This is a genomic window from Actinomycetota bacterium, assembly GCA_019347675.1.
Lineage (GTDB): Bacteria > Actinomycetota > Nitriliruptoria > Nitriliruptorales > JAHWKO01 > JAHWKW01.
The window spans coordinates 1-18827 of sequence record JAHWKW010000017.1; the positions used below are offsets into that span (position 1 = coordinate 1).

Consider the following 18827-nt stretch of genomic DNA (forward strand, 5'->3'; position numbering starts at 1 on the left):
CAACAACATCGTCGACGAATCCTCGGCCGCGACCGCCGTGGCCGAGACCACCACAGACTGATGCCCTGCCACCCCCACGTCGACAGCGACACCTACGACGCGCTCAACCTCGCGCTATGCACCCTCGCCGACCGGCGCTGCGCACTGCACTGGGGCGACCCCGCCGAACACATCGCCCTACTTGCCAGCCTCATCCTCGAAGCCAACTCCCAGCTCACCCTCAAGATCCAGCAAGCCCTCGACCATGGCTACAACTGGAACCAGATCCGAGACCGCCTCGGAACCCCCGACCCCCACGGTCGACGCTGACCAACGCCACCCCCTACAGCTACCCACGTCCCCCCAGTCCCACCAACCATGACGCCGCCGGTCCCACCACAGACGTCGCGCAACACCCGCACTACTTCGCGATGTCGGTGGAGCGCGTGCGCGAAGCCATCAACTCCTCGGCGCAGACCGTCGTCCACCGGACCGCGTAGCGAATGTCCACTCCCCCCGAGCCGACTGGGCTGCAAGGCGTCGATGACCTCACAGCCCTAGAACGACCCACGATCGAGGACTACTGCAAGGCGTCGGCCGCGTACATCCGGAGCGCCACACAGCTCGGCGGCAAGAAGGGCAAGGCCGCGCAGATCCGGCTCTCGAACGCGCTCGCGGAGGTAACCCTCGCGGACCTCCGAGAGCAGGGTCTGGGACTGGAGGCCGCGATAGCAGGGGAGCGCCAGGTTGGGGGTGGTCTGCGTCGCGTCAAGGCGGATGTCTCAGAGATCTCGGATACGCACGGCTTGACGCTGGCCGTCGAGATCAAGCCTGTGCATCTCGCCGTGGGCCGTGCGATCTGGAACCGATTCGGTGACGTGCGGACCTTCGCCGTCAACATCCACCTGAAGTTTCCTTTCGCCGTCGTCGGAGGAATCCTGACTTTACCCACGACTGAACGGGTGAGATCGGGTGACGACACTGACTGGAAGTCGACGACTCACCTTGTGTCTCGGGCGGTCTCACGATTCACGCGAGCTGGTGGCCGTAAGACCGAAGGCGACGCTCCACATCTCCTCGAAGGCATCGCCGTTGTCGCATTCGACCGACAGACTGGTGAACGAGAGCCTGATCTGCCTCCAGTTGGGAGCGGTCTTCGTTGGATCGAATTCATCGAGCGCGTAGCCGATGCATACGACGCTCGCTTTGGTGAAGTCTGACCCTTCGATGGCACACAGACCTGAGGTCGAGGCCCGTTCGGCCCTTCCTGGACACGATTCCTGGTCCGTGCTGGCCAGAGGAGGGCATCCGCGTCGCGGACCAATCCACACAAGCGGACGCGTGCTCCAAGGCCCAAAGCTAGACGCGACCCGTTCGCTTGTGTGCCATTCTTGACACCAGGGTCGGTTAGCGTCCACGGACGTGGTGTAGCTGGGGGTCGGGGCGGGACCATAGTCGTTCTGATCCACAACTTCAGTGTCGTTGGAGGCCGAGCGCAACGGAACAGAGGGAATCTCATGGCGGAACAGCTCGACACGAGCAAGGGCTGGTGCTGTGACGGCCGCACCTGGACGGAGCATGCCCACGATAGCGGCGAGTGCTGCCAACCGGAGGGTAAGGACATCGAGGATCTTCCCCCGGAGGGCGAGCGGTTGGCCCGCGAGCGCGTAGCGGAGACAGGGTCCTGATTCGGAGTCAGGCATCGACTGGGTGACTGGGACCCCGTTAGCCGCGCTTCGCTGACCGGACGAGGATCTTTCCGTCTTCAACCCGAGCTTCGCAGGCGGGCTGAGAAACGGTTGCCGGTCAGTGGACCAGTCCGCCGTTATCGAGGCGGAAGGTACTGAGGTGCCACGGGCAGACCACGCACCCGCTTCGAATCTGCCCTTGTGGAGGGGGCCGCCGGCATGGCCGCAGCGGTCAGCGATGGCGTAGATGTGCTCGTCGCGACGGATGAGCAGCACCCGCACCTCGTCTGCGTGGGCGGTGACCGGCTCGTCCTCGGGCAGGTCGACGTGGTCGGGCACTGGCGTCCATCCCCAAACCTCCTCCTGCCAGGCGTTGCGGTTAACGTTGACGCCCTTGGCGAACGACAGGTGTCCGCCGAGGTAGCCGCCAACGCCGACCGCGACGGCTCCGACCAGGCTCCAGGCCAAGCCCTGGGTTCGCTGGCCCCGGCGGCGGGCCAGGAGCGACAGGCTGTAACAGGCGACGGCGGTGGCGTTGGCCGTAGCGTGCACGACACCGATGCGGCGCGGGGCACCTGGGTCGTCCGACCAGTCAGACAGGCCCGAGGCCGCGGTCGGTAGGGCGGCGAGCAGGCCCAGGCGGATGAGGCGCTCGGAGGCTTGATGGCCGTGGCGGCTACCCCCGGGATCGAGGACGACGGCGCTCGCCCACGCGCCGATCGACACGTCGGTGAGCATCGGGTGCAGCGGATGTCCCAACCAGGCGCCACTGAGGACGTCTTTGGTGTGCCGGTGGCGCACGGCCGCGCCACCTTCCTGCTCAGAGGCCTCGCCCCGCATCGAGCGTCTCCATACCTCCCAACCGCTCAACCAGTTCGTACAGCGTCATTCCTTTCCAACCATCAACCGCGATCATCCTTCCCGACCCTGCTGTGCGGCCGTCGTGGCCTCATCGAACTCGTGGTCGTCTCTCGCCCTCAACTCATCCATTCGGGGCCGGGTGAGTGTCCCGCGAAGGCTAGACACGGAGCGGACCTGCGTTTCAACGGCGGACTTCGACGCCTACTGACCAACCACATCCCAAGGAGAGGGCAGCGTGTTCACCAGTCACGCTCCGAGCACAACGTGATCCCGCACGCTGCATGAGTTCCTTTACGAGAGCCGTACCCGAATGATTTCGACCACCCGGCCGTCGTTTCCGCCGTCCGTGAACTCGGCTCCGGTCTCAAGCCGGTCATCGCCCGCGAGCGGGGCGCAACCGTACGCGTATGGGCAGTGCAGTGCGGCAGAGGGAGGGGCCTCCCGACGAGGCCCCTCTAGTTGTCGTCAGCAGTGATTTGTCGTCAGCGTCTGTCGGGGCTGAGGTTGCCGGAGCCGCGGTTGCCGCCGGCTTTGGGGTTGGTGGATCCGGCGCCGAGGAGCTTGAGGATGTAGAGCCCGCCGTTGCGGTCCGACGCATAGATCCACGGGCGGTTGTCCTCCTTGAAGATGCCCCAGACGTCCTGGATGCCAGCGTTCTGCTCTTCGAACGCGTCGCCGGTCGGGTTGTAGCGAGCGATTTCGACGGGGTTGTAGGGATCGGTGACGTCGGCGACGAGGACGCCGTTGGCGTACCAGGAGAAGTAGGCGAGGGTTCGGTTGCCCTGGTTCTCGACGATCACGTTGTGGCTGGAGTAGACGCCGCGCGGGTCGCAGGAGGCGTCGAGCGGGTTGGCACTGCAGACGGTGTTGAAGGTGCTCGCCAGGACCGGGTCGGCCGGGTCGCTGTAGTCCCAGATGCGGAATCCGCTCCAGCCGTCCGGCACGGCCTCGCCGCGCACGGGCTCGCCGCGCATGCCGATGTCCAATTCGTCGGCGCTTTCGACGCCGAAGATGGCCAGGCCAGTGGAGTGGGCCACGAAGATCGTGGGCAGCTCGCGTGGTTCGCCGCCGGGCGTCAAGACCGACTCGTCGCCGGGTGCGTTGAAGATGATGACTGCCTGGTACCCGCCGGCGTCCTGGATGTTTTGCACCTTCTCGTCGAACCGGCACGCGCCCCGCATGGCCACGGCGATGTCGTCACCGCCACCAGGGGGCACCCGTTCGCTGGCGTCGCAGGCCAACCCCACGAACACGGCGTCGCCTTCGAACGCGCGCTCGGGCAGGTCCGCGATCAAGGGCGTGAAGGCCGCCTCGGCGGCGTCGAAGATGCCGACCAAGCCCTCGGCGATGAACAGCCGGAGTTTGAAGGGCGCGAAGTCTTCCTCACCCTCGACGACGACGCGACCGTTGCCGCTCGGCCACACCGAGTGGCTGTTGACCTCGCCATCCTCACTCGTCGGGTCGATGGCCACCGATACCACCTGCGGGTTGGCCAGGTCGGTCAGGTCAAGACGCACCAAGCCGGCGTCCCAGTTGGCGAGGTAGGCGAGCATGCCGTCGTCGGACACCCAGAAGTCGTGCAGGAATCGGTTCTGCGACGCGCCGAAGCCTGCAGCCAGCCAGGTCTGCCACACCTCGAGGATCAGATCAACATCCTCGGTCGTCGCCCAGTCCACCGACGGGTCGAACAGCTCCTCGGCTCCCCATATGGTGACGAGCTGAGGGTTGACCGGGTCGGTGATGTCGAAGATCTGGAAGTTGGCCAGCAAGCCCTCGACCTGGACCGCCACGAAGTCGCGTCCGCCCCGGCGGAACAGGTAGAGGTTGTGGACACCGACGTCGTCGGTGCCCAACAGCTCCACCACGGTCGGGTTGACGTCACCGGTCGTCACATGAGCAAGATGCACCGGATTCCGCGGGTCGCTGACGTCGTAGATCTCAAAGCCGCCGGGGCCGCCAGCGCAGGGCTCGTTTGAGTGCACCAGGATGTCGCTGCCGCGCATCGACTCGACTTTGACGTCGTTGATGCGGCTTCCCTCCACGGAGGGGATGGTGCCGATGTAGGCCGGCCGGTGGCGATTGTGCACGTCGAAGATTGGGATCCCCGGCTCCGCGACGTTCTGAGCGAGAACGACCTCGCCGACGCCCGGCACGTAGCCCTCGCCGGTTCCGCACGGCTCGTTGAACGTTCCCAGGTACGCGAAGCGGTCGTGAACCCACAGGTCGGTGGTGGCGTTCGGCACCAGCCGCTCGCCGCGGCCAACCAACTCCAGGTTCTTCACCCGTCCCCGGCGAGCGGACGGGCCGGTCGAGACGACGTTGTCCTGCTCTTCGTCCTGCTGCTGCAGGGCCGCGTCGGGGTCGCGCGGGAAAGATGTTTCCAGCTGATGGTCGAGATCGTGATCGTGTGCTGGGTCACCGGTGGCGTCGGGGTGCGCGACTGCCGCACCCGGCATCAGGACAACCAGCGCCAACACGGCGGCGAACAAGGCGGACCTTCTCGCCTTAGACACCAGAGCTGTCGACATACGGCCTCCTACTCGCTTCTCATGGCCCCCCCCGTGTTGGGAAGCAACACGCGACCCGGGTTGGCCAGCCGGATCGAGAAGGTAACTCCACGCGCTTTGAGTGTCTATAGCCGATCCGCGTTGGTTCGGGCGTTTTCTCCCAAGGCGTTTGAGCGCCGCGGCTCACGTGGGACCCCGAGACGCCCCGAAGAGCGCCTCGTACCGCCGAGGGGTTGCTCACCGACCGGTTACCGGTGAGCCCGCTGTCGAGGGACCGCCCTCGACTCCTGCCGCGCAGCGGAGTGCGTGCGGATAAGTGGCTCTTCTGACGTTTCCGTGGGTTGAAGTCACAGGGTTGTGAGTAGAACCGCCGTCTCCTGCCGACGTTGCCGGCTGCTTCCGGCTGATCACGTGGAAGGAGACCCTCGGGATATGGCGGCGGTTTCTGGGGTTGGGCGAGCGCACCACACTCGAGCGGGTGGACTTCGACGAGGACGACGATGTGGTGGTCGCCCAGGTGCGACCAAAGTCGCACGTGGAAGCGGCGCTGCGGGAGGTGTTGGCGCCGGTCACCGGGCTACGACGGCGGTGAGGGTCGGCGTCCCTGTGCGCCGACCCGTTTCACGTCGTCGCTCGGGCCACCGATGCGCTCGAAATCCCTTGAGGGCGACCGCGTGGAGGACGAGACCAGCGAAGCCGGCGACCGCAGTGAACGAGGTGACGACGGTGACGGCGGTGGTGAGGCGGCGTGACGGCGGCTCCGGCGGCACAGGCCCCGACGGCCCTCGGATGTGACCGGGACGTGACCGGCACTCAGGTGGGCCGCCCGAAGGCCTTCCCTCGCACCCCGTATGACCTGTGGAAACGTGGTGGACCCGATCGGATTCGAACCGACGACTTCCTGCTTGCAAAGCAGGCGCTCTGCCAAGCTGAGCTACGGGCCCGCGACGGTCTGGTGACCGGGATCACGGCCGGTCACGGATGGTATCGGAGCATCCACGCCCCATCCCGATCCGACGGCTGGCGGTCCCACGGTGGATCGGAGACACCACGGGCGAGGTCCGCGACGGGTCCACACCGGCGGGGAAGCGCTTAGGGACCTGGACCCACCGCCTAAGCTGCTCGGCCCACGAACGATCAGGCAAGCCGATGTGTCACCGCAAGGGCCTCGCGGCCGCCATCGTGATGCTCATCGTGGCGGCCGCCTGCGGGACCGGCGGCGACCAGGCGGGCGAAGTCCGACCGCAGCCGACGGTGACCGTGACGGTGACCGCCTCACCCGACGCCGACGGTCCCTGCGCCGACCCGCCGTCCGGCACTGATCTCATCTTCGTGGGGCAGCCCTCACCTGGCGAGCGGGTCACCAGCCCGTTCACCGTCGACGGGTGCAGCTCCACGTTCGAAGCCAACGTCGTGTGGGAGCTGCTCGACGCTGACGGGGGGACGCTGGCGGACGGGTCCACGATGGGCGGCACGATGGGGCAGCCGGAGCGGTTCTCCTTCGATGTGGAGTTCGACGTCACCGGCGAGGAGATCGGAACCCTGCGCGTGTACGAGTCGTCCGCGGAGGACGGCTCCGAGCTCCACGTGAACTCGCTGCCGCTGGTTCTCCAGCCCTGACGCTGCGCTGCCGCTGCGCCCGTTCCTTGCCGTGCGCGGACGAAACGGTCCTCGCCATCGCGGTGGAACCGGGGCGCGTCCGGCCGGCAAGGTGATCGACGCGGGCGGACGCACGGCGCGGCGGTGAGGGCAGAGGCCGGGCCCCGCGACGGGGGCCCGGCCTCGTGGGGCGGTTCAGCCGCGGTCGGCCACGCTGCCGTCAGGCAGCCGTGCGCCGGTCGCTAGCAGCCCTTGCCCCGCGCGCGGTTCTCGAACCCGGTCACGACCTCGTTGGCCAGCGCCGCCGTCCCGCCGTAGGCGTACTCACGGACGATCGCATCCGCGTTGTCGCACGCGTACGTCGCGACGGCCGGATGCAGGTTGGTCTCGTCGGTCAGCAGCACCGGCCCACCGAGGCGTCCGACGTGCGGCCCACCGGCGAGGGCGTCGGCGAAGTACGGGTCGGTGGGTTCGGGGCTGAGCCCGTCACGCGACAGGGCCACGAACGTCGGGTTCGGGAAGAACCGGTTGGCGACGGCGATCGCCGTCTCGATGCGGGTCGGACCGAACAGCTTGTTCTCGTTGGGCACGCCGGCGTAGGCCCGCGCCGCCGGGCCACCCACCGCGAACGCCGGCTCGTTCGCGTGCGCGGCGATGTACGCGGTGGTGGCCGGGTGCGGGTTGTCGCCCACCGAGTACACGATCACCGCGTCCGAGTCGACGCCGGCGGCGCCGGAGGCGACCGCGTCCGGCCAGTTGTACCCGGTCGTGACGATGATCCGGTCGTGGGTGGCGTCGAGCTCCTCGGCGACCCGGATCGCGGTCTCCACGCGGGTCGTCCCAGCCAGCCGCCGGGTGGTGTAGCCCAGGTCCTGGACGGCCTGTTCGACGGCCGGGCTGATCGCCGCCGACCCGCCGAGGATGAAGACGGTCTTGCCTTCCGGCAGGACCCGCTTCAGCTCGGTCTCGGTTGTGTCGGTCAGGCGATCGCGCTCGGTCAGCAACGTGACGCCGCCCCTGGCTTCGGCCAGCGGGGCGCCGGTCAGCGCGTCGGCGTACACGAACGCACGCGCCAGGACCACCGCCTCGGCACGTTCGGGGAGCGCTGTCGGGAAGGTGTTCTGCGAGATCGCCGCGGTCGTCCCGAACCGGTCCGGGCCCCACAGCCGGAGCGCGCCCTCGATCATCCCGCAGGCCTCGCGGCCGCCGGCGTCACCGGTGGCGCGCGTGACGGCGTCTGGCTCCGGCGGCTGGTAGCGGTTGGGGATGTTGGCGTAGTTGTCGGGCAGCTCGTGGACGATGACCGTGTGGCCGGCGACGTCATTCAGCCGCCGGACACGGTCGGTCTCGAACGCCAGCGTCGCCGCCTCGGCCGGCATGTAGAGCACCGGCATGTCGCCGTCGTGCGCCGGGTGGCTGTTGGGCGGGTCGTCGGGGTTGAGGTGCCCGAGCGCGTGACCGAACGACAGCTGCCCCTTGGCCTTGATGCAGCGGTCGCCGGCGTGGACGTGGAACCCGTGGAACGCGTTGGTCGGGGTGATCCCGCCGACGGCCGCGGCCACCAGCATGGAGGTCGGGTCGGTGGCGGTGGCCTCCTGGAACACGACCGTCCCGGCGTCGGCACCCGCCTTGTTCACCATCGCGACATCGATGGCGTCCCCGGTCGGCAGCGTGATGTCGGTCGGCGTCGTGCCGGGCGCGATCACCCCGCAGGCCTCGCGGGGACCGGCGTCGCCGGTCGCCAGGGTCATGGCGTCAGGACCGGGGGTCCCGCCGGAGGTGTACCGATCGGGGATGTTGGCGTAGTTGTCGCGGCCGGCGTGGACGATCACCGACCGGTTCACGACCTCGGCGACGGTGAACCGGTTGGTGGCGAAGGCGAGCGCCGCGGTGCCGTCCGCCTTGACGTACAGCACCGGCATGTCCCCGGCGTGCGCGCCGTGCTCCGTGCCACCCGGGTTGTAGTGGCCTCCGGCGGTGGTGAAGGGCCCGTCCGGGGCGGTGGGGTCGCACACCGGGTTCTCATGCACGTGGAACCCGTGGAAGGCCCCTGGGGTGATCCCACCGGTGATGGTCGCTTCGACCAGCGTCAACCCGCCCTCGACCTCGACGAAGTTGACGTGCCCGACCGGTTCCCCGGCGGCGTTGTTGAGGACCGTGGTCGCGGTCGCCCCGACCTGGCCGTGCGCCACAGGCGGTGCGGCCACCACCAAGGCGGCAGCCAGTGCAGCCGCCACCGCGAGCGCGCCCCCCCGACGCCGGCGGCCAGCAACAGATACTCCCATGTGACTTCTCCCTCGCCCCACGATGGTCGTGCAGAGATTAGACCTCCGGTGCCAGGGTTGGGAACTCGGGACACCCGCCGCGCGTAGGCTGCCGCCACCACGCCCCGGGGGACGGATGTGAGCCACCACGTCCTGGTCGTCGACGACGATACGAGCGTGCGCCTGGTGCTCGGCATCCAGATGCGTGCGGAAGGGTGGCGGGTCCGGGAAGCCGACACCGCCGAGCAGGCCGCTGCGATCCTGCGGGAAGAGGACGTTGACGCGGTCGTCCTCGATCACCGCCTGCCTGGCGCGTGGGGTCTGCGCACCTCCACGCACCTGCGCGAGCAGGGCTTCGACGGCCCGATCGTGATCTTCACCGGGAACCTCGACGCGGCGGTGCGGGCCGAGGCCGCCGAGCTCGACCTCCCGGTGGTCGAGAAACCCGACTCGTCACAGGTCGTCGACCTGCTCCGCGACGCCCTCGGTGGCCCGCAACGGGGGCGCCGCCAGCGACGCCGCCGGTAGGCCGCGTCCCGCAGGTACGCTGCGGGGCCGAAGCGCCTGCTTCCAGGAGCACCGTGACCATGCGCGAAGCCGTGATCGTCGAGGCCGTCCGCACCCCCCAGGCCCGTGGCAAGCCGGACGGCAGCCTGCACCACGTTCACCCGGCCGATCTGCTCGCAGAGACGTTGCGTGGCCTGGTCGACCGGGCGGGGATCGACCCGCGCGAGGTCGACGACGTGATCGCCGGCTGCGTGTCGCAGGCCGGCGAGCAGACGTACAACATCGCCCGCAACGCGGTCCTGGCCGCCGGCTTCCCCGACACGGTCCCCGCCACCACGGTCGACCGCCAGTGCGGTTCGTCGCAGCAGGCGGCTCACTTCGCCGCGCAAGGGGTGATGGCCGGGGCCTACGACGTGGCGATCGCGTGCGGGGTCGAGTCGATGAGCCGGGTTCCGATGGGGTCGTCGCTGGCCGGGAAGAACCCGTTCGGGTCGAAGCTGTTCGAGCGGTACCCGGAGGGGCTGGTTCCCCAGGGGATCTCGGCCGAGCTGATCGCCGCCCGTTGGGGGTTGTCCCGCGACGCGCTCGACGAGCTTGCGCTGCGCTCACACCGGCGCGCCGCTGCCGCCGCCGGCGACGGCCGGTTCGACCGCGAGATCCTCCCGATCAAAGCCGTGCAGGACGACGGCTCGATCGCGGAGGTCACCACCGACGAGGGAATCCGGCCCGACACGTCACGGGAGGCGCTGGCGGACCTGCGCCCCGCCTTCTACGACGAGTCGCTCGCCGAGCGCTTCCCCCAGATCCGGTGGGTGATCACCGCCGGGAACGCCTCGCAGATCTCGGATGGGGCCGCGGCGGTGCTGATCGCCACCCCGGACAAGGCCGAGCAGCTGGGTCTGGAGCCCATGGCCCGGTTCCACACGTTCGCGCTCGCCGGCGACGACCCGATCCTGATGCTCACCGGCGTGATCCCCGCGACCCGCAAGGCGTTGCAGCGCGCTGGGCTGACCGTCGACGACATCGACCTGTTCGAGGTCAACGAGGCGTTCGCCCCGGTCGTGCTCGCCTGGGCCGAGGAGCTGGGAACCGACCTCGACCGCGTCAACGTCAACGGTGGCGCGATCGCGCTCGGGCACCCGCTGGGCGCCTCAGGCGCGCGGCTGCTGACCACCCTGGTGCATGCGATGCGAGCCCGCGGCGCCCGCTTCGGCTTGCAGACCATGTGCGAGGGCGGCGGGCTCGCCAACGCCACCGTCCTGGAGCGTCTGTAGGCAGTGATGGTTGTCTGGATCGTGCTCGGCCTCGCGGCGATCGTCGTGGCGGTCGTGTTCGGGGCCAAGTGGGTCCTTGCCCCGCTGTTGGGCGTCGCGATCTACAGGGCCGGAACGTCGATGCTGCGTGGGATGGCGGCCGGCGCCGGCGCCGCCGACCCCGCTCCGCAGCCTGCAGTCGGACGCGGGGAACGCACCCTGTACTGGTGCGCGCAGTGCGGCGCGGAGCTGCTGCTGGTGATGCGGGGCGCCGCCACCTCCCCCCGCCACTGTGGGGAGCGGATGCACGAGCGCGTCGAGCTGGTCCGCGAGTGAGTCGCAGCCAGTGGGCGACTGCCTGATCAGTTCAAGATGCCCACAGATTGTGGATGAACGCGGTGGACAACCCCGGCGCGGGACGACATCCGTGTGCTTCGTTATCCCCAGGACGTGGATCGACGTGGGGAAGAACCACACCCGTGCAACTCGTCATCGCCACTGGGTGAGGAAGCCGAAGCCGACCGCCATCAACGCGAACCCGGCGACCAGCCCGAGGTTGCCGTCCCACAGGACGTTCGGCACGTACGTCACAATCACCACCACGACGCCGAGGACCAGCAGCGACACCCCGACCGTGGGCACCCACGGCGGGCTGGGCTTGGGCTTGACGGGCGGGCCGGCTGCTTTGCTCGGCCGCGGCCTGGCCTTACCCTTCCTGCGATGTCGACTCTCAGGCACGATCCGGTCCAGATGCGTCGGTCGGCGGCCGATGGTACCGATACGGCTGCACCCCACCGCCGCGGAGTAATGGTGTCCAAGGTCCTGCGTGCGGTCGGATGGCTGCTCATCGCCACCGGCGCGGTCATCCTGCTCTACATGGTCTACCTGCTGTTGTGGACCAACCGCAGCGCCGACGCGTCGCAGCGTGAGCTGCTCGACCAGTGGGAGGTCTCGTACGGCGCGCTGGACGGCGACCCCGCCGCGCCGGCCGAACCCGCCGCACCGGCCGACCCGGGACCGGTCGACCCTGGCGGCGCCTACGCCGCGATGTGGTTCGAGCGGCCGGGGAACGACACTGCGCCCGTCCGCGACGGCGTGCTGTTCGTGGTGGAGGGGACCAGCCTGGAGGTCCTCAAACGCGGTCCCGGTCACTACACCGACACGGCTGCGCCAGGCGAGTCCGGCAACTTCGCGGTGAGCGGACACCGCACCACCTACGGCGCGCCGTTCTACCACCAGGACCAGTTGCAGCCAGGAGACGAGATCCACGTCGTGGACCGCGAGCGGCGCGAGTGGGTGTACGTCGTGCGCCGTTCGCAGGTGGTCGCGCCCACCGCGATGTGGGTGATCGGCCGCGACCCGCTGGGGACGGGGCAGCCGACCATGACGCTGACCACCTGTCATCCACGGTTCAGCGCCGCCCAACGGCTGGTGACCTTCGCCGAGCTCCGCCCGGAGCCCACGACGTGACCGGCGGCCGGTTGCCGACAGCCGTGAAGGTGCTGCTGGGTCTGGCGCTGGCGGCGGTGGCGATCGTGGTCCTCTTCACGTGGGTGTTCCCGTGGGTCGAGCAGCGCATGGAGGATCCCACCCTCGAGACCGGCGCGACCGGCACCTGGTCGAGGTGACCTCTGGCGCCGATCGAGCGGAGCAGCGGCCTGCCGACCGCTCGGATGTCGGCGCCGATGAGCGGCTCGACGACCGCTCGGACGTCGCCGGCATGGCCGCGCGGACGGCGCAGCGGCTACCCGACCCGGTGGGGCGGGTCACGCTCGACGCGGTCGCGCATCTCCACGGCACCCGCTTCGTCGGATTGGTGGCCGAGGTCGCGTTCTTCGCCGCGGCGGGCCTGATCCCGCTCGTCGTCGCGGCGCTGGCGTTGATCGGGGGGTTGGACTGGCTCATCGGGGCCAGCACGGCCGCGCAGGTCATGGACAACCTGCGGACGGCGATCGTCTCGACCTTCGACCGAGACGTCGCCAACGCGGGCGTCGCGGCCGTGTCCCGCTTGTTCGACGGCAACGCGGTGATGCTCCTGTACCCGCTGGGCGTGGCGATCGCGCTGTCGTCGCGCGGGTTCACCGGCGCGATGCGCGGCATCACGACCCTGTACGGAACGGCCGAACGCCGTGACCTTTGGCGCGACGCTCTGGCCACGGTGGTCTTCACGTTGGCAGCCGCGCTCCTGGCGGCCCTGGCGATCCTCGGCATGCTCCTGCGCCCCATCGAAGGCGAAGGATTCGCGCGGATGTACTCGTTGGGCCGGTGGATCGCCGTCCCGGCCGGGTCGTTGGCGTGGATCACCACGCTGTACCACTACGCCCGCGGCTGGGACCGTCCGTGGCGAGCCGAGCTACCGGGCGCGGCCGTGGCCAGCGCAGGCCTGGTGGTGTCCGGCCTGGTCTACGGCGCCTACATGCGGGCCACGCCGTCGCTGGGGCTGGGATCGTTCCTGGGCCTCGTCCTCGGGGGCGCGGTCGCGACGTTCACGCTGTTGTTCTTCCTGGCCGCCTCGATCATCGTGGGCGGGGCGGTGAACGCCCGGCGGGACGCCCCGTCCCACGCCGACTGACGCCGGCGGGCCAAACCAAGGTCCCAAGCGTCAGTGGTGGCCACTACCGGCGGCGTTCGACCAGGACGGCCGCTAGCTCGTGCAGCAGGCGTCGCTCGTCGGGTGCGATCGGCGACGCGTCGATCGCGGTCCTGGCCTCGGCGGCGAGCTGGCCCACCTTGGCTTCGGTGGCGGCCAGCCCACCTGAGCTCGAGATGAGGTCGCGGAGCTGGTCCGCTTCGGCGGCGGTGAGATCCGGTTTGCCGAACACGGACTCGAACCGACTCCGCTGGTCGTCTCGCAGGCGCTGCATGGTGAGAGCGACCAGCAACGTGCGTTTGCCCTGGGCGAGATCCGAACGGGCCGACTTGCCGGTCTCGACCTCCGACCCGAAGACGCCGAGGATGTCGTCGCGCAGCTGGAAGGCTTCGCCCAGTGGCACGCCAGCGGCCCGGAGCGCCCGCGAGACCGGCCCCTCGCCGGCCGCGAGGATGGCTCCGATCTCCAGCGGTCGCGCCACCGAGTACCGGCCGGACTTGTAGCTGGCGATCGCCAGCGCCGCTGCGGGTGAGGCCTGCTGGTCGTGTGCGGCGACCAGATCGAGGAACTGCCCGGCGCTCAGCTCCTCGCGCATCGCGGTGAACGAGCGCAGGGCGGCGACGAACCGTTGGGGGGGGACGTCGGCGGCGGCCTCGGCGAACAGCTCGTCGGCGAGGACGAACGCGAGGTCACCGAGGAGCAGCGCGGCGGACGCGCCGAACGCCTCAGCGCGTCCGGCCCACCCGGCGTCGCGGTGGCGGTCGGCGAAGGCGACGTGGGCGGTCGGCCGTCCCCGTCGGGTGGCGGCGGCATCCACCAGGTCGTCGTGCACGAGCGCGGAGGTGTGCAGCAGCTCGACTCCCAGGGCCGGGCCCAGGGCCGGCGTGATGTCGGCTCCGCCCGCCGCCCGGAACCCCACCAGGAGCAGGACAGGACGCAGCCGCTTCCCCCCGCCGTTGACGAACGCGCGCAGCTCCTCGCTCAGCGGTCGCAGGTCGGAGTGCAGTCCCACCAGCCGTTGGTCGATCCGCGCCATCGCCCCACACAGCTCGCGGTCGAAACGGGAGCGCACCTCATCGAGGTCGGCCGGCAACTGCGCCATGCGGGCCAGTATGGCGCACCGCCGCGGCACCCATAGACGCTTCTGCGCTGCTCGTTACACTCCTCGTGCCGCTGTCTGTCGGCCGCGTACGGCGCCGAGTCCACTCCGAGGAGCGAAGTGCCACACGAACCGGCGCCTCAGCGCACGATGCCGGATCCGGCGGCGCTCCCCCGGCCGTGGATCGGCTCGTACCCGCCCGGTGTGCCGCCGCGATACCCCATCCCCGACGTTGCGGTGACACGACTGCTCGACGACGCGGCACGGGACTTCCCCAACGTCACCGCGACGTGGTTCTGGGGCGCCACGCTCAGCTACGCCGAACTGCTCAGGCGCGCCGACCGCCTGGCGGCCGCGTTCCTCGCGCTCGACGTCACTCCCGGGTCACGCGTCGGCGTGGTTCTGCCCGACGTCCCCGCCCGGCCGATCGTGCTGTTCGCGACCTGGCGTGTCGGAGCGGTCGCCGTGCCCGTCGACGCCGACGCATCCGAGGCGGATCTTCACCACGATCTCGACTGCACCGGATGCGTCGCCGCGGTGTGCCTGTCGGCGGTGGTCCCACGTGTGAACGCTGTCCGTGGCCGTCTTCCGGCGCTGCGGCACGTCGTCGCGACGGGACTCGAGGACTGGTTGCCGTTCCCCCGGGACCGGCTGTTCCCGATGACCGGCCGGCGCAGCGGGCAGTACTACAGGCTCCGACCCGACGACGACGTCGAGGGGCTCACTGCGCTGGTGGAGCGGCACCGGCGGGTGGCGGGCCAGGTGGTCGTCGCTCCAGACGACCCGGCCGCCATCGTCCACGCGGAAGGGCCGGGACGCGCACACCGCGCCGTGATGCTCAGCCACCGCAACCTGCTCGCCAGCGCTCTCCAGGTCCGGCTGTGGATCCCTGATATCCAGTCCGGCCGGGAACGCATCGTCGTGGCCGGCACGGTCCCCGGGGCGGGCGGCGTCACGGTGGGGGCACTCACCGCCACGTTGACGGCCGCCACGCTGGTGTTGGCCCCTGCCGACGGTGAGCCGTTGCGCGCCACGGTGGAACGGACGCGGCCGACCATCCTCGTCGGGTGCCCGGCCGCGTTCGGGCACCTGGCCCAGACCGGCGCACGTGGGCTTGACGCTGCCCGGGTGTGCCTGGTCCTCGGGGCGCTGACGTCGGATCTGGTCGGCTGGTTGCGGGAGCACAGCGGGGCGCGGCTGCGAGCGGCGTACGGGCCGGGCAGGGGGCCCATGACCCACGCCAACCCCGTCTACGGTCCTCCCGTCGGCGGCAGCATCGGCTTGCCGATGACCGAGACCGTGGCGGCGGTGGTCGACGCCGACGACCCGACCCGCGTCCTGCCGCCCGGTTCGCTCGGCGAGCTGATCGTGCACGGCCCGCAGATCCCTGGCGGTTACTGGCGCCAGCCCGGTCCCCTGGCCCACCGCCTTCACGACGGGTGGTTGCGCACGGGCGACCCGGCCACCATGGACAGCGACGGATGGTTCGTGGTGACCGACCAGCGGCGATGGGACAGGAGCGGGCAGTGACGCCCCGGGTGGTGATCATCGACAACTACGACTCGTTCACGTACAACCTCGCGCAGCTACTCGGGGAGCTTGCCGTCGACGTCGACGTCGTCCGCAACGACGCGTTTACGGTCGCCGACCTGGTGGCGGAGCTGCCGGACGGGGTGGTGATCAGTCCCGGGCCCGGGACCCCCGCCGACGCTGGGCTATCCGGCGACGTGGTCCGGGCCGTGGCCGGCACCCGCCCCGTCCTGGGCGTGTGCCTGGGGCATCAGTGCATCGGCGACGTCTACGGTGCCCGGGTCGTCCCCGCCCCGGACCTTGTGCACGGCAAGACCAGCCGGATCTACCACCGCCGCGAGGGGGTGCTGGAGGGGCTGCCGGTTCCGTTCGAGGCGACCCGGTACCACTCGCTGATCGTGGAACGCGACTCGCTCCCGGCCGAGCTGAAGGTCACCGGCGAGACCTCCGACGGGCTGGTCATGGCGATCCGGCACCGCAACGTCGACGTGGAGGGTGTGCAGTTCCACCCGGAGTCGATCCTCACCGGCGTGGGAATGCAGCTGCTGGGCAACTTCGTCGCGCGGTGCCGGCAGGCAGCGACGAACGGCTCGGCGTAGCAACCAGTCGGCAGTCCCTCCAGCCTGCGGCGAAGGAATGCGACGCTGCCTCAGCGCCGGCGGCGGAGGAACAGCGCCAGGCCCAGCGCGGCGATCGCTGCCAGGCCAGCCCACCGCCGGTGACCGGGAGCGGCCGGGGCGAGTCACGTCGACCCCGACGAGGAGCCAGCGTCGTCGACTGGGCGGGATGGTCAGCTGGGCTCAGCGGGGAAGACGACGACGGCCACCGGCGGATGGGCGTGCTCGAGCAGGTACTCGGTGCCGTGCCCAAGGAACGGTCGCCCGTCGTGTGACCGGACCTGTGCGCCGAGCACGATCAGGTCCACGTCTCGTTCGTTGGCAGCCGCCAGGATCTCCTCGTAGGCCACCGGTCCCGCCCGTGCCTGCGCCGACGCTGCCCCGCCGAACCGTTCGGCCAGCGTCCGTGCGCGGCGCAGCTGATGCGCAGCCAGGCGCCGGGTTCCGCGGCGATCGATGCGGCTCACCACGTGCAGGGCGTCGACCGTCGCGTCGACGTTCGACGCCAGCACGTAGGCGATCTCCTCTGCTGCACGGCCGATCAGGGTCCCCGTCACCGGGACCAGGATGCGGGCGAGGTCGTCAGGGCCCCCGCCGGCCGATGGCCTCGGCGACGAGCGGCGGACGAGCAGGACCGGGATCCGGGTCCCGGCCAGCAGCTGTTGCAGCTCTCCGGACAGCTCGTGGGTGCCACGGAAGCCTTCGTTCAGGCCGACCGCGAGCAGGTCGTACCCGAGGCCGGCCTCCTCCAGGATGGCGGCCGCCGCGCCGTCGCGCGATACCACCCGTCGCGCGTCGACCGGACGCTCGCCGAAGCGGTCACGGACGGTGGCGGCGCGTGCCCGCCGGCGGGCCATCTCGGCCTCGTCCTCGTCGGGGTGGTCGACGGTGAAGACCGTGACGTGAGCGTCAGGTTGCAGCACCAGGTCGAGCATCCGGCCCGCCACCACGGAGTTGTCCCCACCGCGTGTCGGGAGCAACGCATGTCGGGCGTTGGCGATGATGCTGGCAGCAAGCAGCTCCTCCCGCTCCAGCCGCTCGGCCTCTTCCGGCGTGGCCTGCATGCGGCGCAGCACCGGGCGGAGCAGCGGCGGGGCCGCCATCGAGGTGACCATCGCCATCAGCACCACCGCTGTGTAGGAGCTCTCGTTGAGGACGGCGAGGCGCAGCCCGATGGCCGCCAGCACGATCTCCATCGCGCCACGGGCGTTCAACCCGATCCCTGCCGCCAGGCTCTCCATCGGTGACAGACGGCTGATGCGGCCGCCGACGTAGGAGCCTCCCAGCTTGGCGACAGCTGCCACGGCGAGGACCGCGACGGCCGCCGACGCGTTCCGCCACGACGCCAGCGTCCCAAGGTCGACGTACAGCCCGGCGGTGGCGAAGAAGATCGGGGCGAACGTGGTGGTACTCATGTGCTCGATCGCGTGCTGGACGTCGCGCGGCAGGAACCGGGACCGGCCGAGCACGACGCCGGCGACGAAGGCTCCGATCACCGCCTCCATCCCGATGGCATGGGTGATGGCGCCCGACACGAGGACGACCAGGATGGTGACCGTGAAGCTCCCGGCGAAGCCGTTACCACCCCGCCGGGCGCGCCGCAGCCCGGCGTCGACGACGCGCTGTCCCGCCGTCATCGCCAGCGCAACGAAGACGGTGATCCCGGTGATCGCCACGGCCAGTGGCCGCGGTTCGAACCCGCCGGTGTGGACCACGCCGATCAACACGCCCAGCAGTAGCCACCCGACCAGGTCGTTGACCATCCCGGCGGCGACCGTGATCTGGCCGAAGTTGCGGCGCATCAGCCGCATGTCCTGCAGGATCTTCGCGACCACCGGTAACGCCGAGATGCTCAGCGCGACCGCAATGAACATGGCGAAGATCGTCCGACCGGCGCCGTCCCCGACGTACGTGTCGGGCATGACCAGGCCGAGGGCCAATCCCAACGCCAGCGGGACGATCAGGCTGCCCAGGGCCACTCCCGCTGATTGGCGTCCCAAGCGGCGCAGCAGCCGCAGGTCGGTCTCGAAGCCGGTGACCGCCAGCAGGAGCACGATCCCGAGCCACGCGATCGCCAGGACCAGTGCGCTCTCGATCTCCCCGCCCGGGAACAGGCGCTGCGCGAGACCTGGTGCGAGCCGTCCGAGGATCGACGGGCCGAGGACCAGGCCCGCGGCGAGCTCGCCGACCACCGGCGGCTGACCCACCCGCTGGGCGAGCGCACCAAGACCCCGGGCGGTTGCCAGCAGGACGGCGAGCTGCACCCAGAACAGGAGCAGCTCGTGTTCGCCGACGGGCGTGAGCACCGATCCCCTTCCCCGAGGGACTCAGGA

General features: G+C 70.1%; 17 protein-coding genes and 1 tRNA gene. 11 read left to right on the plus strand and 7 right to left on the minus strand.

Translation table 11 applies throughout. From position 1 onward, the window contains the following. Positions 1–309, plus strand: a 309-nt coding sequence (locus KY462_12235; protein MBW3578486.1) for a hypothetical protein, incomplete at its 5' end; no start/stop codon positions are given. A 692-nt stretch (positions 310–1001) separates the two neighbouring features. Here the strand turns inward: KY462_12235 and KY462_12240 are convergent. Both KY462_12240 and KY462_12245 read right to left on the minus strand, forming a co-directional pair. Next, positions 1002–2507: a Rieske 2Fe-2S domain-containing protein gene (locus KY462_12240; protein ID MBW3578487.1), complete on the minus strand. Its 1506-nt coding sequence runs from the start codon at positions 2505–2507 to the stop codon at positions 1002–1004. A gap of 503 nt (positions 2508–3010) precedes the next feature. Further along, positions 3011–5017 carry a hypothetical protein gene (locus KY462_12245; GenBank protein ID MBW3578488.1) on the minus strand — a complete coding sequence of 669 codons (2007 nt, stop codon included), beginning with the start codon at positions 5015–5017 and terminating at the stop codon, positions 3011–3013. A gap of 469 nt (positions 5018–5486) precedes the next feature. On the opposite strand from KY462_12245, the gene KY462_12250 reads away from it, so the two are divergent. Continuing rightward, positions 5487–5627, plus strand: a complete 141-nt coding sequence (locus KY462_12250; GenBank protein ID MBW3578489.1) for a hypothetical protein — start codon at positions 5487–5489, stop codon at positions 5625–5627. Between the two features lie 275 nt (positions 5628–5902). On the opposite strand, the gene KY462_12255 is transcribed toward KY462_12250, so the two are convergent. Continuing rightward, positions 5903–5979 (minus strand) — tRNA-Ala (locus KY462_12255). Positions 5980–6184: 205 nt separating this feature from the next. Between KY462_12255 and KY462_12260 the strand changes: the two genes are divergently transcribed. Next, positions 6185–6655, plus strand: a complete 471-nt coding sequence (locus KY462_12260; GenBank protein ID MBW3578490.1) for a Gmad2 immunoglobulin-like domain-containing protein — start codon at positions 6185–6187, stop codon at positions 6653–6655. Between the two features lie 221 nt (positions 6656–6876). Here KY462_12260 and KY462_12265 read toward each other — a convergent pair whose 3' ends face one another. Continuing rightward, positions 6877–8919, minus strand: coding sequence for a superoxide dismutase family protein (locus tag KY462_12265; protein ID MBW3578491.1), 2043 nt, complete (start codon positions 8917–8919; stop codon positions 6877–6879). 117 nt (positions 8920–9036) lie between these two features. On the opposite strand from KY462_12265, the gene KY462_12270 reads away from it, so the two are divergent. From KY462_12270 to KY462_12280, 3 genes are read left to right on the plus strand one after another with little or no spacing between them, the layout of a single operon-like run. Continuing rightward, entirely contained in the window at positions 9037–9426 is a 390-nt protein-coding gene (locus tag KY462_12270) for a response regulator (protein MBW3578492.1), read from the plus strand. A gap of 59 nt (positions 9427–9485) precedes the next feature. Further along, the gene (locus KY462_12275) at positions 9486–10679 is read left to right on the plus strand and encodes a thiolase family protein (protein ID MBW3578493.1); all 1194 of its coding nucleotides are present in this window, start codon (positions 9486–9488) and stop codon (positions 10677–10679) included. 6 nt (positions 10680–10685) lie between these two features. Next, positions 10686–10994, plus strand: coding sequence for a hypothetical protein (locus KY462_12280; protein ID MBW3578494.1), 309 nt, complete (start codon positions 10686–10688; stop codon positions 10992–10994). A 153-nt stretch (positions 10995–11147) separates the two neighbouring features. On the opposite strand, the gene KY462_12285 is transcribed toward KY462_12280, so the two are convergent. Next, the gene (locus KY462_12285) at positions 11148–11396 is read right to left on the minus strand and encodes a cell division protein CrgA (protein MBW3578495.1); all 249 of its coding nucleotides are present in this window, start codon (positions 11394–11396) and stop codon (positions 11148–11150) included. Positions 11397–11468: 72 nt separating this feature from the next. Here KY462_12285 and KY462_12290 point away from each other — a divergent pair, with 72 nt between their 5' ends. The 3 genes from KY462_12290 to KY462_12300 are packed head-to-tail and all read left to right on the plus strand — an operon-like array spanning position 11469 to position 13230. Further along, positions 11469–12128: a class E sortase gene (locus tag KY462_12290; protein ID MBW3578496.1), complete on the plus strand. Its 660-nt coding sequence runs from the start codon at positions 11469–11471 to the stop codon at positions 12126–12128. Then, the gene (locus tag KY462_12295) at positions 12125–12286 is read left to right on the plus strand and encodes a hypothetical protein (protein MBW3578497.1); all 162 of its coding nucleotides are present in this window, start codon (positions 12125–12127) and stop codon (positions 12284–12286) included. Before KY462_12290 ends, KY462_12295 begins: the two co-directional genes overlap by 4 nt. Further along, entirely contained in the window at positions 12283–13230 is a 948-nt protein-coding gene (locus tag KY462_12300; protein ID MBW3578498.1) for a YihY/virulence factor BrkB family protein, read from the plus strand. Before KY462_12295 ends, KY462_12300 begins: the two co-directional genes overlap by 4 nt. Positions 13231–13273: 43 nt before the next feature. Here the strand turns inward: KY462_12300 and KY462_12305 are convergent, their stop codons facing one another. Then, on the minus strand, positions 13274–14380 hold the full coding sequence (locus KY462_12305; protein ID MBW3578499.1) for a polyprenyl synthetase family protein: 1107 nt from the start codon (positions 14378–14380) through the stop codon (positions 13274–13276). Positions 14381–14467: 87 nt separating this feature from the next. On the opposite strand from KY462_12305, the gene KY462_12310 reads away from it, so the two are divergent. Together KY462_12310 and KY462_12315 are read left to right on the plus strand one after the other, a co-directional pair. Continuing rightward, positions 14468–15877: an AMP-binding protein gene (locus KY462_12310; GenBank protein MBW3578500.1), complete on the plus strand. Its 1410-nt coding sequence runs from the start codon at positions 14468–14470 to the stop codon at positions 15875–15877. Continuing rightward, the gene (locus tag KY462_12315; protein ID MBW3578501.1) at positions 15856–16476 is read left to right on the plus strand and encodes an aminodeoxychorismate/anthranilate synthase component II; all 621 of its coding nucleotides are present in this window, start codon (positions 15856–15858) and stop codon (positions 16474–16476) included. The genes KY462_12310 and KY462_12315 overlap by 22 nt, the downstream gene beginning before the upstream one ends. Positions 16477–16667: 191 nt before the next feature. Here KY462_12315 and KY462_12320 read toward each other — a convergent pair whose 3' ends face one another. Further along, on the minus strand, positions 16668–18800 hold the full coding sequence (locus KY462_12320; GenBank protein MBW3578502.1) for a cation:proton antiporter: 2133 nt from the start codon (positions 18798–18800) through the stop codon (positions 16668–16670). Positions 18801–18827: the final 27 nt, after the last annotated feature.

Bases quoted from the DNA above. Each gene is read 5' to 3' on its own strand.
- KY462_12240 (MBW3578487.1), bottom strand. From the start codon at position 2,507: ATGCGGGGCGAGGCCTCTGAGCAGGAAGGTGGCGCGGCCGTGCGCCAC.
- KY462_12260 (MBW3578490.1), top strand. From the start codon at position 6,185: ATGTGTCACCGCAAGGGCCTCGCGGCCGCCATCGTGATGCTCATCGTG.
- KY462_12265 (MBW3578491.1), bottom strand. From the start codon at position 8,919: ATGGGAGTATCTGTTGCTGGCCGCCGGCGTCGGGGGGGCGCGCTCGCG.
- KY462_12275 (MBW3578493.1), top strand. From the start codon at position 9,486: ATGCGCGAAGCCGTGATCGTCGAGGCCGTCCGCACCCCCCAGGCCCGT.
- KY462_12280 (MBW3578494.1), top strand. From the start codon at position 10,686: ATGGTTGTCTGGATCGTGCTCGGCCTCGCGGCGATCGTCGTGGCGGTC.
- KY462_12315 (MBW3578501.1), top strand. From the start codon at position 15,856: ATGGGACAGGAGCGGGCAGTGACGCCCCGGGTGGTGATCATCGACAAC.